Consider the following 13,205-nt stretch of genomic DNA (forward strand, 5'->3'; position numbering starts at 1 on the left):
CCAGGTGTACGCGGGTTACAGGTGGTGCGACGATGGTATTTATGGGGGACAGGGCAACTCTGTTGGAGACAGGGCGGTTTGTGCAGCGGCGCGGCCAAGATGGGGAAAGCGCGGTAGACGCGGCTTTCGCTGCCGCCATCGCCGGGGCGGGCGCACCGGTCCAGCGGACCGGCGCCACCGACGCGAGCGCCACCGCGACCGCGTCCGACGAGGACACCACGGACGCGGTCGACGCCGCGGACAGCGCCGAGAGCGAGGCGCGCCACCGGCGCGCCGCCGACGCGGGTGACACCGCGTCCATGAGCGTCCTGGGCGCGCTGCTGCTGCGCCGCGGCGAGCTGGACGGCGCCGAGCGGTACCTGCGCGCCGCCACCGCCGACGGGGACCGCGCCGCCGCGAACAACCTGGGCGTCCTGCTGCACCAGCGCGGCTACCCGGACGAGGCCGCCGGCTGGTGGCGCATCGCCGCCGTGGCCGGATCCGCCGCCGCCGCGCACGCGCTCGGCCGGCACTTCCGCGAGCGCGGCGACGAGCCCGGCGCGGAGTACTGGCTGCGCCAGTCCGCCGAGCAGGGCCACGCGCTGGGCGCGTACGCGCTGGCCGACCTGCTGGAGCACCGCGGCGACGTCGGCGCCGAGCGCTGGCTGCGCGCCGCCGCCGAGCAGGGGCACCGTGAGGCCGCCTACCGGCTGGCCCGCGCCCTGGAGCGGAAGGCCGTCGAGGACCCGCACGAGGCCTTCGGCCTGGGCCGGGGCCCCGCTTCCGGGCGAACCGGAACGAGCCTCGGCCTCCCCGGCGGCGCGCCCGCACCCGCCCATGACGCACGGGTGAGGGGTTCTGCGGGCGTCAGGAGCGCGGCCGACGGCGACAGCCCCGTGGCGGGACCCGCCGTCGGCCGGGTCGGCGAGGCCGAGCAGTGGTACCGCCAGGCCGCCGCCCGGGGCCACCGGCGCGCCGCCCTGCACCTCGGCGCGATCCTGGAGCAGCGCGGCGAGCTCAGGGAGGCCGGACGCTGGTACCTCACCTCCGCCAAGGACGGCGAGCCGCGCGCCGCCTGCGCGCTGGGCTTCCTGCTGCGCGACGCGGGCGACGAGGAGAGCGCCGCCGTGTGGTGGCTGCGCGCCGCCCAGGACGGCGACGGCAACGCCGCCAACGCGCTCGGCGCGCTGCACGCCGCGCGCGGTGAGCAGCAGACCGCCGAGCGTTGGTACCGGGCCGCCATGGACGCGGGTGACGTCAACGGGGCGTACAACCTCGGCCTGCTCTGCGCTGCTCAGGACCGCACCCCGCAGGCCGAGCAGTGGTACCGCCGCGCCGCGTACGCCGGACACCGCGAGGCCGCCAACGCTCTCGCGGTGCTGCTCCTCCAGGCCGGCGACCACACCGGGGCCGAGCCCTGGTTCTCCAAGGCGGCCGAGGCGGGCAGCGTCGACGCGGCCTTCAACCTCGGCATCCTGCACGCCGGACGCGACGAGGACCGTACGGCACTGGGCTGGTACGAGCGCGCCGCGGCGGCCGGGCACACCGACGCCGCGCTCCAGGTCGGCATGGCCCTGCTGCGCGACGGCGAGGACCGGGAGGCCGAGCGGCACCTGCGTTGCGCCGCGGGCGGCGGCAGTGCCGAGGCCGCGTTCCGGCTGGCCGGGGTGCTGGACGCGCGCCAGCCGCCACCGGGACCGCCCGCGCTGGGCGAGCCGATGCCGGAGAAGACCGAGTGCGAGGAGTGGTACGAGCGGGCCGCCCAGCAGGGGCACCGCCGTGCCCAGGTCCGGGTCGGCATGCTCGCCGCGGCCCGCGGGGACGTGGAGAGCGCCACCCACTGGTACCGGGAGGCCGCCGAGGCGGGCAGCCGCAACGGGGCCTTCAACCTCGGGCTGCTGCTGGCCCGCGAGGGCAGCGAGCGCGAGGCCGCCCTGTGGTGGAGCCGTGCGGCCGCCGCAGGGCACGGCCGTGCCGCGCTGCGCCTGGCGCTCCTCGCCGCGCGCCGGGGCGAGCTGACCGAGGGGCAGCGCTGGTGCGCGCGAGCGGTGGAGCTGGGCCCGGCCGAGGTGGCCGAGCGGGCCGCGCGGCTGCGCGAGGCGCTGCACCAGGAGCTGACCGCGTAACCCTGTCGGGCCCGGCCCACGGGTCGGCGTGAATGAATTTGCGCCGTCCGACCTGCTGACGTAATGTTGCATTCACCGACGCGGGGTGGAGCAGCTCGGTAGCTCGCTGGGCTCATAACCCAGAGGTCGCAGGTTCAAATCCTGTCCCCGCTACTGAAAGACGAAGGCCCGGATCTCATCGAGATCCGGGCCTTCGTCATGTCCGGCGACCTGAGAAGCCGGGCCCGCCCGGAGGTGGGCCCGGAGAAGGGGTCGGGTCAGGCGGTGGCGGCGCAGCTCGGGCAGATGCCGCGGTACGTCACCTCGACGCCGGAGACCATGAAACCGTAACGCTCGTCCGTCGGCAGGTCCGCCAGCGGGTTGCCAGCGGGGTGCACGTCCCTGATGGCGCCGCACCGGGCGCACACCAGGTGATGGTGCGGGTGGTGCGCGTTCGGGTCGTAGCGCTTGGCCCGGCGGTCGGTGGAGACCTCCAGCACCTCACCGAGGGACACCATCTCGCCGAGGGTGTTGTAGACGGTGGCGCGCGAGATCTCGGGCAGTCGGGAAACGGCCCTCGCGTGGACCTCGTCCGCCGTCAGGTGTACGTGGTCCCCGTCGAGGACCTCGGCCACGACGCGCCGCTGTGCCGTCATACGCCAGCCGCGTCCACGAAGTCGTTCCAGCAGGTCGCTCATGCAGCCCAGCCTAACAGTGGGGGAACCGAGTCCCGATCGGGTGTGACTTTGGATGCTCGCTTGACTTGGACAATGTCCATTGTAGGATCGAGACCGGCATACGCCAAGGGACAGGCTGTGCGGAACATCGGACCGACGACCGAGGTCGGCCGATCACTGATGTGCAGGACATGACGCAGGAGGCGCACGTGACGCAGGGACCGCTCACCACGGAGGCCGGCGCGCCGGTAGCCGACAACCAGAACAGCGAGACCGCTGGCGCCGGCGGTCCGGTTCTCGTCCAGGACCAGGCGCTGCTGGAGAAGCTCGCCCACTTCAACCGCGAGCGCATCCCGGAGCGGATCGTGCACGCCCGCGGCGCCGGCGCGTACGGCACCTTCACGCTGACCCGCGACGTCTCGCAGTGGACCCGGGCGAAGTTCCTCTCCGAGGTCGGCAAGCAGACCGAGACCTTCCTGCGTTTCTCCACCGTCGCGGGCAACCTCGGCTCCGCCGACGCCGTGCGCGACCCCCGCGGCTTCGCGCTGAAGTTCTACACCGAGGAGGGCAACTACGACCTCGTCGGCAACAACACCCCGGTGTTCTTCATCAAGGACGCCATCAAGTTCCCCGACTTCATCCACACCCAGAAGCGCGACCCGTACACCGGCTCGCAGGAGGCGGACAACGTCTGGGACTTCTGGGGGCTGTCGCCCGAGTCGACGCACCAGGTGACCTGGCTCTTCGGCGACCGCGGCATCCCGGCCACGCTGCGCCACATGAACGGGTACGGCTCGCACACCTACCAGTGGAACAACGAGGCCGGCGAGGTCTTCTGGGTCAAGTACCACTTCAAGACCGACCAGGGCATCAAGAACCTCACCCAGGACGAGGCCAACAAGCTCGCCGGCGAGGACCCCGACAGCCACCAGCGCGATCTGCGCGAGTCGATCGAGCGCGGTGACTTCCCGTCCTGGACGGTGCAGGTCCAGGTCATGCCCGCGGCGGACGCGGCCGGCTACCGCTTCAACCCGTTCGACCTCACCAAGGTGTGGCCGCACGCGGACTACCCGCCGATCGAGATCGGCAAGCTGGAGCTCAACCGCAACCCGCAGAACGTCTTCGCCGAGGTCGAACAGTCGATCTTCAGCCCCGCGCACTTCGTGCCGGGCATCGGCCCGTCCCCGGACAAGATGCTCCAGGGTCGGCTCTTCGCGTACGGCGACGCCCACCGCTACCGCGTCGGCATCAACGCCGACCACCTGCCGGTGAACCGCCCGCACGCCACCGAGGCGCGGACCAACAGCCGGGACGGTTTCCTCTACGACGGCCGTCACCAGGGCGCCAAGAACTACGAGCCGAACAGCTTCGGCGGCCCGTTCCAGACCGATCGCCCGCTGTGGCAGCCGCTCCCGGTCACCGGCACCACCGGTAACACCGCGGCCCCCGTCCATGCCGAGGACAACGACTTCGTGCAGGCGGGCAACCTCTACCGGCTCTACTCGGAGGACGAGAAGACCCGGCTGATCGAGAACCTCGCCGGGTTCATCGCCAAGGTCTCGCGCGACGACATCGCCGAGCGCGCGATCAACAACTTCCGCCAGGCGGACGGCGACTTCGGCAAGCGGCTGGAAGCCGCGGTCCAGGCCCTCCGCGGCTGACCAGAGCCTGCCGTCGACCGTGGGCCGGATCCCCTCGCGGGGGCCCGGCCCACCGGTCGTTCCGGCGTCGGACAGACGCCGGGAGGGCCCTCAGCCGGCGGCCGCGACCGTACGCCGGACGGGCGCCCAGCAGCGGATGATGTCCCGCACCGACACGATGCCCACCGGCCCGTCGCCGTCCAGCACGATCAGATGCCTGAATCCGCCGTGCGTCATGGCCTCCGCTGCCTCCTCCAGGGTCCAGGCCGGGGCGGCGAACACCACGTCGGTGGTGGTGTGGGCGGACGCGGTCTCCCGGTCGGGGTCCAGCCCCGATCCGAGCGCGTCGAGGATGTCGCGCTCGGTGATGATGCCGAGCCCGCAGGTGTCCGGATCGTGGACGACGGCTGCTCCGATACGGCGGGCCGACATCAGCCGGGCCGCCTGGCGGAGCGTATGGGTGGGGCCGATGGTGAGGACCACCGTGCTCATGGCGTCACGGACGAGCATGTAACGAGCCACCTCCTCGGTGAGCCGACTCCGTGAGTCGATTCACAAGTTCACAAGTGGGGGGGACTCTCAGAGTCGCACCCTCGGGGCGGGTCGACAAGGGGTGGGTGAAGCGCGGAAAGGGCGCGCGAAAAAGCACATAACGCGCCCCCTCCGGCACGTTTCACGGACCGTAGGATTTCCAGCGGACTCGGAGCGACGCGGTCAGTACCGCTGGTTCAGATAACCCAGCAGCTCGTCGTGGAGCGGCCCGTTGGAGGCCGCCGCGTTCCCGCCGCCGGGACCGTCCACCCCGTCCAGCGAGGTGAACCGGCCCCCCGCCTCCTGCACGATGATCGCGGTCGCCGCCATGTCCCACAGGGAGAGCTCCGGCTCCGCGCAGATGTCCACGGAACCCTCGGCGACCATCATGTACGGCCAGAAGTCCCCGTATCCCCGCGTACGCCAGCAGGCCCGGGTGAGGTCCAGGAGGCCGTCGAGTCGGCCCTGCGCCTCCCAGCCGGCCAGCGAGGAGAACGCGAACGAGGCGTCGGCGATCCGCTCCACCTTCGACACGTGCATCCGGGTCGCGGAGGTGAGGCTGCGGCCGGTGAACGCGCCCGCGCCCTTCGCCGCCCACCAGCGCCGGTTCAACGCGGGCGCGGAGACCACGCCCATCACCGGCTGGAAGCCTTCCTCGCCCGCCTCCATCAGCGAGATCAGCGTCGCCCACACCGGTACGCCGCGCACGTAGTTCTTGGTGCCGTCGATCGGGTCGATCACCCAGCGCCGCGGTCCGCTGCCCTCGATCCCGTACTCCTCGCCCAGGATCGCGTCCCTCGGTCGGGCCCGCTGCAGGTGGCCCCGGATCAGCTCCTCGGCGGCCTTGTCGGCCTCGCTCACCGGCGTCATGTCCGGCTTGGTCTCCACCTTCAGGTCGAGAGCCTTGAACCGGTCCATCGTCACCGCGTCGGCGGCGTCCGCCAGTACGTGGGCCAGGCGCAGATCATCGTGGTAGTCGGGCATGCCGTCACAGTATCCAGCGCCGCCGGGCGCGGGCTACAGCGCCCCCGCGCCGCCCGGCCCCTTGACAGCCCCCGGGAGCGCGTCAACTCTGAACCGCAGGGTCCCGGGGCGGGGGAGGCGACGATGCCGACAGCGCGGCAGGCACTGTTGGACGCCGCGCACAGGGCGCTGGACGAGGGCCCCTGGCGCACGGTGCGCATGGTTGATGTAGCGGCCGTGGCCGGCGTCTCGCGGCAGACCCTGTACAACGAGTTCGGCACCAAGGGCGGACTGGCCGGGGCCCTGCTGCGGCGTGCCGCCGACGGCTATCTCGCCGGGGTGGACCGTGCCCTGACCGCCCCCGCCCCCGACCGTCCGGCCGCCGTCGCGCTCTGGACCGTCCGCGCCGCCCGCCAGGACGCGCTGGTCAAGGCGCTGCTCACGGGGTGCTGGGCGGAGGGGCTGCCCCGCCCGGAACACCGACCGGGCCCCCGGGGACGTACGGCCGGAAGACCGCCGCCGACCCCGGAGGAGCTGGTCGCGCTCGTACGGGACCGGATGGTGGCGGTGTCGCCCGGGGCCGCCGCCGGGCGCTGCGAGATCGCGTTGCGCCTCGCGCTGTCCTGTGTGATCGTTCCGGTGCCGGGCGACGACGCCGCGGACAGCCGTGCGCTCGGGCTCGTCAGGGAAGGGGCGCGGGTCGCGGTTCCGACGGCGGGTCTCAGTGGGCCGAGCCGGACAGCTGGAGGCCGATCACCCCGATGATCACCAGCGAGATCGACACCAGCTTCAGCGTGGAGACCACGTCGCCGAGGAAGATCATGCCGTAGATCGCCGTTCCGGCCGCCCCGATCCCGGTCCACACCGCGTACGCCGGACCGACGTCGAGCTTCTTCAGCGCCAGGGTCAACAGACCGAAACTGCCCAGCGCGAACGCGGCGAACGCAATGGTCGGCCAGAGCCGGGTGAATCCGTGGGAGAGCTTCAGACACACGGCGAAGCCGGTCTCCAGCAGTCCTGCGACCACGACCAGCAGCCAGGGCATCGTCGGTTGCCTCCCGCATAGGTGACCGGCATCGGTTCGGGAACGTACCCGGTGGACGGCGCGATGCACCGCCCGCTCGGTGCGATTATGCCTTTACCAGTCGTTGAAGCCCGCAAACATGCCCGCGCCGCCCCGGCCGATTCCGGCCGGAAGGGACGTCAGTCGCCCTCGCGCCGTTCCCGGGTCGCGAGCAGTCGGCGCAGGGAGTCCAGGCGTGCCGGGTCGGCGTGCCCCTCCCTGACCCAGGTGTCCAGCGCGCATTCCGGCTGGTTCTCGTCGTGGGTGCAGCCGCGCGGGCAGTTCTCGGTGCCCGGTTGCAGGTCCGGGAAGGCGTTGATGACCCGGGACGGGTCCACGTGGTGCAGCCCGAAGGAGCGCACGCCCGGAGTGTCGACCACCCAGCCCCGGTCACCGGGCAGCGGCAGCGCGAGGGCCGAGGTGGTGGTGTGCCGCCCCCGGCCGGTGACCGCGTTGACGATGCCGGTGGTCCGTCGCCGGTCCTTCGGCACCAGGGCGTTGACCAGCGTCGTCTTGCCGACCCCGGAGTGCCCGACGAAGGCGGTGACGCGGTCGTTGAGGAACTCACGCACCCGGTCCGCCGCGTCCCCGCTCTCCAGCTCCTCGCGGCTGGTCACGATGTACGGGACGCCCAGCGGGGTGTACGCCTCCAGCAGCTCGTCCGGAGACGCCAGGTCGGACTTGGTCAGCACGAGGAGCGGGGTGAGGCCGCCGTCGTACGCCGCCACCAGACAGCGGTCGATCATGCGCGGGCGGGGTTCCGGGTCGGCCAGCGCGGTGACGATCGCCAGCTGGTCCGCGTTGGCGACGACCACGCGCTCGTACGGATCGTCGTCGTCCGCCGTGCGGCGCAGCACCGTACGGCGCGGGGAGATCCGCACGATCCGGGCCAGGGTGTCCTTCTCACCGGAGAGATCGCCGACGATGGAGACGGTGTCGCCCACCACGGCGGCCTTGCGGCCCAGCTCGCGGGCCTTCATCGCCACCACGGTCCGGCCCTCGACGAGGCAGGTGAGCCGGCCCCGGTCGACGGTGAGGACCATGCCGTCCTCGGCGTCCTCGTGCTTGGGCCGGATGTGCGTCCGCGGCCGGTTGCCCTTGCGGTTGGGGCGGACGCGGATGTCGTCCTCGTCGGGGTTCTTCCCGTAACGGCGCATCCTCTAGGCCCCGAGCATTCCGGTCCACATGTCCGGGAAGTCCGGCAGGGTCTTGGCGGTCGTGCCCACGTTCTCGATCTCCACGCCCTTCACCGCCAGGCCGATGATCGCCCCGGCGGTGGCCATGCGGTGGTCGTCGTACGTGTGGAAGACGCCGCCGTGCAGCGGGCGCGGGCGGATGCGCAGCCCGTCGGCCGTCTCGGTGACATCGCCGCCGAGCTCGTTGATCTCCTTGGTCAGCGCGGCCAGCCGGTCCGTCTCGTGCAGCCGCAGGTGGGCGACGCCACTCAGCGTGGAGGGGGAGTCGGCCAGCGCCGCGACCGCCGCGATGCCCGGCGTCAGCTCGCCGACCTCGCCGAGGTCCACGTCGATGCCGTGGATACGGCCCGTGCCGGTGAAGGTCAGCCCGCGCTCGGTCAGCTCGCAGCTGCCGCCCATCGCGGTGAAGATCTCGCGCAGCGCGTCGCCCGGCTGGGTGGTGCGCTCGGGCCAGTCGGGGATCGTGACCCGGCCGCCGGTCACCAGGGCCGCGGCCAGGAACGGCTGGGCGTTGGACAGGTCCGGCTCGATCGTCAGGTCCCGGCCGAGCAGCGCGGAGGGCGAGACCCGCCACACGTCTCGCTCGCCACCGGTCTCCGGCTCGTCCACCTGCGCGCCGACGGCCCGCAGCATGTCGACGGTCATCCGGATGTGCGGCATAGAGGGGAGCGTGGAACCGGTGTGCCGGACCTCCACGCCCTGGTTGAAGCGCGGCCCCGACAGCAGCAGCGCCGAGACGAACTGCGAGGAGGACGAGGCGTCGATCGCCACCGGGCCGCCCTCCAGCGCCCCACCGCCGTGCACGGTCAGCGGCAGCGCCCCGCGCCCGTCGTCGTCGATCCGCGCGCCGAGCGCCCGCAGCCCCTCGATCACGCCGGTCAGCGGGCGCTCGTAGGACCGGGGGTCGCCGTCGAAGCGGACCGGACCGTCGGCGAGCGTGGCGACGGGCGGCAGGAAGCGCATGACCGTGCCGGCGTTGCCGACGTCGACCGCCGCCGGACCGTGCAGCCCCGCCGGGATGACCCGCCAGGCCTCGCCCGAACTGTCCGGGGAGGCCGCGGCGGACGGGCTGGAGGCGGACGAGGAGGAGACGGTCTCCTCGATCCCGACGCCCATGGCACGCAGCGCGTCGGCCATGAGCAGGGTGTCGCGGGAGCGCAGCGGGCGGCGCAGCCAGCCCGGCTCGGCGGCCAGCGAGGCCAGCACGAGTGCGCGGTTGGTGACCGATTTGGATCCGGGCACGGTGACGGTCGCATCGACGGCCCCGCTCGCGTGGGGGGCGGGCCAGAGGGCGGGGTGCACGGAACTCTCGGTCATGGCCATCACTTTAGTGGCTCCGCGCCGACCTGGATCCTGACCGAAAGGGCGGAAACCGGCCCGTAACGAGAGAGTGGGACGGACCGCCGCGACCCAACCCGCCCTCACCGCCCCAGCAGCCACCGCCCGCCGCCGATCAGCGAGCACAGCGACACCGCATGGAAGAGGAACAGCCACAGCACCGCCGGGGCGTGGGTCAGCCGGGCCAGCTGGTCCGCGTCGGAATCCGGCGCGCCGCCGTGACGCCGCTTGGACTGGAGCTCGAACGGCGGCCGCACCCCGCCCAGCAGCAGGAACCACACCACCGCGTAAGCGAACGCCGACTGGACGTCCGAGGAGGCCAGCCAGGACACCAGCAGGAACGCGGTGCCGGTCAGGATGACGGTGAGGGCCCCGTACACATTGCGGATCATCACCAGCATCACCGCGAGCAGGGCCGTCGCCACCCACAACAGGAGGGTGATCCTGCCGTTCGTCAGCAGCCAGGCACCGCCCAGGCCCAGCAGTGAGGGGGCCGTATAGCCCGCCGCCGCCGTGAGGATCATGCCGATCCCCGTCGGCTTGCCGCGGCTCACGGTCAGGCCGCTGGTGTCCGAGTGCAGCCGGATGCCGGAGAGCTGCCGCCCGGTGAGCAGCGCCACCAGACCGTGGCCGCCCTCGTGCGCGATGGTGATGGTGTTGCGCGCGAGCCGCCATATCGGGTTGGGCACGACGGCGATGAGGGCGAGCGTGGCCGTCACCACCACCAGCCACTGCTCGGGAGCGGACTGGGTTCCGGTGACGCGATCCCACAGATCGCCCAATTCGGTGCTGTTCATCGGCCGGGCGGCTCCTTGCGGTCGGGGTGGGCGGTCGTGGCAGTCTGGCACTTATGTGCGGACGGTATGCGGCGAGCCGGAACCCCGAGGACCTGACCGGGCTCTTCGGCGTCGAGAAGTGGGAACCCACCGAGACCCTGGAGCCGGACTGGAACGTGGCGCCGACCAAAGAGGTCCACGCGGTTCTGGAGCGTCCTGTTAAGGACGCCGACGACCAGCGTCCGGTTCGCCAGCTGCGTGCCCTGAGATGGGGGCTCGTGCCGTCCTGGTCGAAGACCCCCGAGGGCGCCGCCCGGATGATCAACGCCCGCGCGGAGACCGTGCACGAGAAGCCCTCCTTCCGCCGCGCCTTCGCCCAGCGCCGCTGCATCCTGCCCGCCGACGGCTACTACGAGTGGGTCACCGGCTCGGAGGAACGGCGGCTGGAGGAGACGAAGGGCAAGAAGCGGGCCCGCAAGCAGCCGTACTTCGTGACCCCCGCCGACGGGTCGGTCTTCGCCATGGCCGGACTGTACGAGTTCTGGCGCGACGCGACCCTGCCCGGCGACCACGAGAACGCCTGGTGGGTGACGTGCTCGGTGATCACCACCGAGGCGGAGACCACCCCGCTGGCCGTCGCCCCCGCCGAGGGGCCCGGCGCGCTCGCCGACATCCACCCCCGGATGCCGCTGATGCTCACCCCCGACCGCTGGGACGCCTGGCTGGACCCCACGCACACGGGCCTCGACGAGCTGCGCGCGCTGCTGGAGCCGCCGCCCGGCGGGCTGATGCGCGCCTATCCGGTCGCCACCACGGTCAGCAACGTGCGCAACAACGGGCCCGAGCTGCTGGAGGAGCTGGCCGCGCCGGAGGAGTCCACGCTGTTCTGAGCCCCGGGCGGGAGCCGCGCGGCCGCGCGGCGGGACCCGGGAGGCCGCGCGGGAGAGGATGGCGGCGTGAGCCGTCAACCACGTACGCAGAACGTCACCACCGACGCCGGTGAGGCCCGGATCACCTGGGTCCGAGCGCCCGCGCCCCGCCTCGTGCTGGCCGTGAGCCACGGGGCGGGCGGCGGCATCGAGGCCCGCGACCTGAAGGCCCTGGCCGCGACCCTGCCCGGGCACGGCGTCACCGTCGCCCTGGTGGAGCAGCCCTGGCGGGTGGCCGGAAAGAAGGTCGCGCCCGCCCCGAAGACCCTGGACACCGGCTGGCGCGGGCTCTGGCCCGCCCTGGCCGCTCCCGGGCTTCCCGTCGTCTCCGGGGGCCGCAGCGCCGGGGCCCGGGTCGCCTGCCGTACGGCGACGGAGCTGGGCGCGGCCGCCGTCCTCGCGCTCAGCTTCCCGCTGCACCCCCCGGGCAGGCCCGAGAAGTCCCGCGCCGACGAACTGCTCGGCGCCGGAGTGCCCACCCTGGTGGTCCAGGGCGGCAACGATCCGTTCGGCCGGCCCGACGAGTTCCCGCCCGGCCCGTACGAGCTGGCCGAAGTGGACCACGGCGACCACGGGTTCGCGGTGCCGAAGAGGTCCGGGGCGACCGAGGAGCAGACGATGCGCGTCCTCACCGACGCGGTGGCCGGGTGGATCGCGTCACTCGGCTGACCGGATCAGCCCCGGGCCTCACGCACGTGGCACAGGCTCCGGGAATGCTCCGCCCGAAGGCGCTGTTGTTCGGGACGTCGGTACAGATACGTGGTACCTCGAACAACGTGGAGAGGGAGTCCGTCGCATGGGTTCGACCATCTGCCCCAGCCGCTCGAACGCCGCTGACCTGGAGTGGACCGTGCTGCCCGCGGCGAGGACCAGCCACGAGCGGCCGCCGGGCGGTGCTGATCGACAGCCCGTCTCGCGGCGAGGTCGACTATTCTCCGATGCGAGCGGGTCCGGTTTCGGCTCCGCCACATCGTTGGAGGAGGTGGGTCCGGTCACTGGGACCGACACAGGGACCGACGACGGCCGTGCACCGGAGACGTCCGCCGAGCGCAACGCGCGCTTCGAGCGGGACGCCCTCGGTTTTCTCGACCAGATGTACTCGGCCGCGCTGCGCATGACGCGTAACCCGGCCGATGCCGAGGACCTGGTCCAGGAGACCTACGCCAAGGCGTACGGCTCCTTCCACCAGTTCCGTGAGGGTACGAACCTCAAGGCGTGGATGTACCGCATTCTGACCAACACCTTCATCAACTCGTACCGCAAGAAGCAGCGGGAGCCCCAGCGCAGCGCCGCCGAGGAGATCGAGGACTGGCAGCTGGCACGGGCCGAGTCGCACATGTCGACCGGTCTGCGTTCGGCGGAGTCCCAGGCGCTCGACCATCTCCCGGACTCCGACGTGAAGTCGGCGCTCCAGGCGATTCCCGAGGAGTTCCGCATCGCCGTGTATCTCGCCGATGTCGAGGGCTTTGCCTACAAGGAGATCGCGGACATCATGGGGACTCCCATCGGTACGGTGATGTCCCGGCTGCACCGCGGCCGCCGCCAGCTGCGCGGCATGCTGGAGGACTACGCCCGCGAGCGCGGGCTCGTCGCGGCCGGCGCCGGTGACTCGGACGATCGGAAGGGCTCGGCCTCATGAGTTGCGGAGAGCCGCACGAGACGGATTGCTCGGAGGTCCTCGACCATCTCTACGAGTTTCTCGACCGGGAGATGCCCGAGGGCGACTGCACCAAGTTCGAGGTGCACTTCGAGGAGTGCTCCCCGTGCCTGGAGAAGTACGGCCTCGAACAGGCCGTGAAGAAGCTGGTCAAGCGCTGCTGCGGACAGGACGACGTCCCCACCGACCTGCGCTCCAAGGTGATGGGCCGGATCGACCTGATCCGGGCCGGCGAGGCCGTGCCCGAGCAGGATCTGACCGTGCAGGACACCGACCGGTCGGCGTCCGCCGCCGAGTAGTCCACCCGCAGACGCACCGGCGGATCCCCGAGGTCCGGTGGGACGGCCGCTG

General features: G+C 72.2%; 14 protein-coding genes and 1 tRNA gene. 8 read left to right on the top strand and 7 right to left on the bottom strand.

Going from position 1 to position 13,205, the window contains the following annotated elements; translation table 11 throughout:
- The first annotated feature begins 32 nt into the window (after nt 1–32).
- Nucleotides 33–2,105, top strand: a complete 2,073-nt coding sequence (locus tag ACH4RG_RS08215; RefSeq protein ID WP_397921525.1) for a tetratricopeptide repeat protein — start codon at nt 33–35, stop codon at nt 2,103–2,105.
- A gap of 79 nt (nt 2,106–2,184) precedes the next feature.
- A tRNA-Met gene (locus tag ACH4RG_RS08220) sits at nt 2,185–2,258 on the top strand.
- Nucleotides 2,259–2,362: 104 nt separating this feature from the next.
- Here the strand turns inward: ACH4RG_RS08220 and ACH4RG_RS08225 are convergent.
- Nucleotides 2,363–2,782, bottom strand: a complete 420-nt coding sequence (locus ACH4RG_RS08225; protein ID WP_361325496.1) for a Fur family transcriptional regulator — start codon at nt 2,780–2,782, stop codon at nt 2,363–2,365.
- Nucleotides 2,783–2,952: 170 nt separating this feature from the next.
- Here ACH4RG_RS08225 and ACH4RG_RS08230 point away from each other — a divergent pair, with 170 nt between their 5' ends.
- A complete protein-coding gene (locus ACH4RG_RS08230) occupies nt 2,953–4,422 on the top strand; it encodes a catalase (protein ID WP_397929192.1) in 1,470 nt (489 codons plus the stop codon).
- Nucleotides 4,423–4,512: 90 nt separating this feature from the next.
- Here ACH4RG_RS08230 and ACH4RG_RS08235 read toward each other — a convergent pair whose 3' ends face one another.
- Both ACH4RG_RS08235 and hisN read right to left on the bottom strand, forming a co-directional pair.
- On the bottom strand, nt 4,513–4,911 hold the full coding sequence (locus tag ACH4RG_RS08235) for a CBS domain-containing protein (RefSeq protein WP_018959157.1): 399 nt from the start codon (nt 4,909–4,911) through the stop codon (nt 4,513–4,515).
- Between the two features lie 204 nt (nt 4,912–5,115).
- Nucleotides 5,116–5,916 (bottom strand): histidinol-phosphatase, encoded by an 801-nt coding sequence (gene hisN, locus ACH4RG_RS08240; RefSeq protein ID WP_018959156.1) that lies wholly within the window; start codon nt 5,914–5,916, stop codon nt 5,116–5,118.
- A gap of 123 nt (nt 5,917–6,039) precedes the next feature.
- On the opposite strand from hisN, the gene ACH4RG_RS08245 reads away from it, so the two are divergent.
- Entirely contained in the window at nt 6,040–6,660 is a 621-nt protein-coding gene (locus tag ACH4RG_RS08245) for a TetR/AcrR family transcriptional regulator (RefSeq protein ID WP_398539271.1), read from the top strand.
- Here the strand turns inward: ACH4RG_RS08245 and ACH4RG_RS08250 are convergent.
- The 4 genes from ACH4RG_RS08250 to ACH4RG_RS08265 all read right to left on the bottom strand — a co-directional run bounded on the left by ACH4RG_RS08250 (nt 6,617) and on the right by ACH4RG_RS08265 (nt 10,289).
- Entirely contained in the window at nt 6,617–6,940 is a 324-nt protein-coding gene (locus ACH4RG_RS08250; protein WP_010061553.1) for a multidrug efflux SMR transporter, read from the bottom strand. The genes ACH4RG_RS08245 and ACH4RG_RS08250 overlap by 44 nt on opposite strands.
- A gap of 158 nt (nt 6,941–7,098) precedes the next feature.
- A complete protein-coding gene (gene rsgA, locus ACH4RG_RS08255) occupies nt 7,099–8,115 on the bottom strand; it encodes a ribosome small subunit-dependent GTPase A (protein WP_398161212.1) in 1,017 nt (338 codons plus the stop codon).
- A gap of 3 nt (nt 8,116–8,118) precedes the next feature.
- Nucleotides 8,119–9,471, bottom strand: a complete 1,353-nt coding sequence (gene aroA / locus ACH4RG_RS08260; protein ID WP_397921516.1) for a 3-phosphoshikimate 1-carboxyvinyltransferase — start codon at nt 9,469–9,471, stop codon at nt 8,119–8,121.
- A 104-nt stretch (nt 9,472–9,575) separates the two neighbouring features.
- Entirely contained in the window at nt 9,576–10,289 is a 714-nt protein-coding gene (locus ACH4RG_RS08265) for a M50 family metallopeptidase (protein WP_361879088.1), read from the bottom strand.
- Nucleotides 10,290–10,342: 53 nt separating this feature from the next.
- Between ACH4RG_RS08265 and ACH4RG_RS08270 the strand changes: the two genes are divergently transcribed.
- The 4 genes from ACH4RG_RS08270 to rsrA all read left to right on the top strand — a co-directional run bounded on the left by ACH4RG_RS08270 (nt 10,343) and on the right by rsrA (nt 13,153).
- On the top strand, nt 10,343–11,158 hold the full coding sequence (locus tag ACH4RG_RS08270; protein ID WP_397921514.1) for an SOS response-associated peptidase: 816 nt from the start codon (nt 10,343–10,345) through the stop codon (nt 11,156–11,158).
- 66 nt (nt 11,159–11,224) lie between these two features.
- Complete coding sequence (locus ACH4RG_RS08275; RefSeq protein ID WP_397921513.1) at nt 11,225–11,866, top strand: alpha/beta family hydrolase; 642 nt, start codon at nt 11,225–11,227, stop codon at nt 11,864–11,866.
- Nucleotides 11,867–12,179: 313 nt separating this feature from the next.
- Nucleotides 12,180–12,836, top strand: a complete 657-nt coding sequence (locus tag ACH4RG_RS08280) for a sigma-70 family RNA polymerase sigma factor (protein WP_007458152.1) — start codon at nt 12,180–12,182, stop codon at nt 12,834–12,836.
- A complete protein-coding gene (gene rsrA / locus ACH4RG_RS08285) occupies nt 12,833–13,153 on the top strand; it encodes a mycothiol system anti-sigma-R factor (protein WP_018959150.1) in 321 nt (106 codons plus the stop codon). The genes ACH4RG_RS08280 and rsrA overlap by 4 nt, the downstream gene beginning before the upstream one ends.
- Nucleotides 13,154–13,205 lie beyond the last annotated feature (52 nt).

Origin of the sequence: Streptomyces sp. NPDC021019 (assembly GCF_044333295.1) — a bacterium.
Classification (GTDB): Bacteria; Actinomycetota; Actinomycetes; order Streptomycetales; family Streptomycetaceae; genus Streptomyces.

Bases quoted from the DNA above. Each gene is read 5' to 3' on its own strand.
- ACH4RG_RS08215 (WP_397921525.1), top strand. From the start codon at position 33: ATGGTATTTATGGGGGACAGGGCAACTCTGTTGGAGACAGGGCGGTTT.
- ACH4RG_RS08225 (WP_361325496.1), bottom strand. From the start codon at position 2,782: ATGAGCGACCTGCTGGAACGACTTCGTGGACGCGGCTGGCGTATGACG.
- ACH4RG_RS08230 (WP_397929192.1), top strand. From the start codon at position 2,953: ATGACGCAGGAGGCGCACGTGACGCAGGGACCGCTCACCACGGAGGCC.
- ACH4RG_RS08235 (WP_018959157.1), bottom strand. From the start codon at position 4,911: ATGCTCGTCCGTGACGCCATGAGCACGGTGGTCCTCACCATCGGCCCC.
- hisN (WP_018959156.1), bottom strand. From the start codon at position 5,916: ATGCCCGACTACCACGATGATCTGCGCCTGGCCCACGTACTGGCGGAC.
- ACH4RG_RS08245 (WP_398539271.1), top strand. From the start codon at position 6,040: ATGCCGACAGCGCGGCAGGCACTGTTGGACGCCGCGCACAGGGCGCTG.
- ACH4RG_RS08250 (WP_010061553.1), bottom strand. From the start codon at position 6,940: ATGCCCTGGCTGCTGGTCGTGGTCGCAGGACTGCTGGAGACCGGCTTC.
- rsgA (WP_398161212.1), bottom strand. From the start codon at position 8,115: ATGCGCCGTTACGGGAAGAACCCCGACGAGGACGACATCCGCGTCCGC.
- aroA (WP_397921516.1), bottom strand. From the start codon at position 9,471: ATGACCGAGAGTTCCGTGCACCCCGCCCTCTGGCCCGCCCCCCACGCG.
- ACH4RG_RS08265 (WP_361879088.1), bottom strand. From the start codon at position 10,289: ATGAACAGCACCGAATTGGGCGATCTGTGGGATCGCGTCACCGGAACC.
- ACH4RG_RS08270 (WP_397921514.1), top strand. From the start codon at position 10,343: ATGTGCGGACGGTATGCGGCGAGCCGGAACCCCGAGGACCTGACCGGG.
- rsrA (WP_018959150.1), top strand. From the start codon at position 12,833: ATGAGTTGCGGAGAGCCGCACGAGACGGATTGCTCGGAGGTCCTCGAC.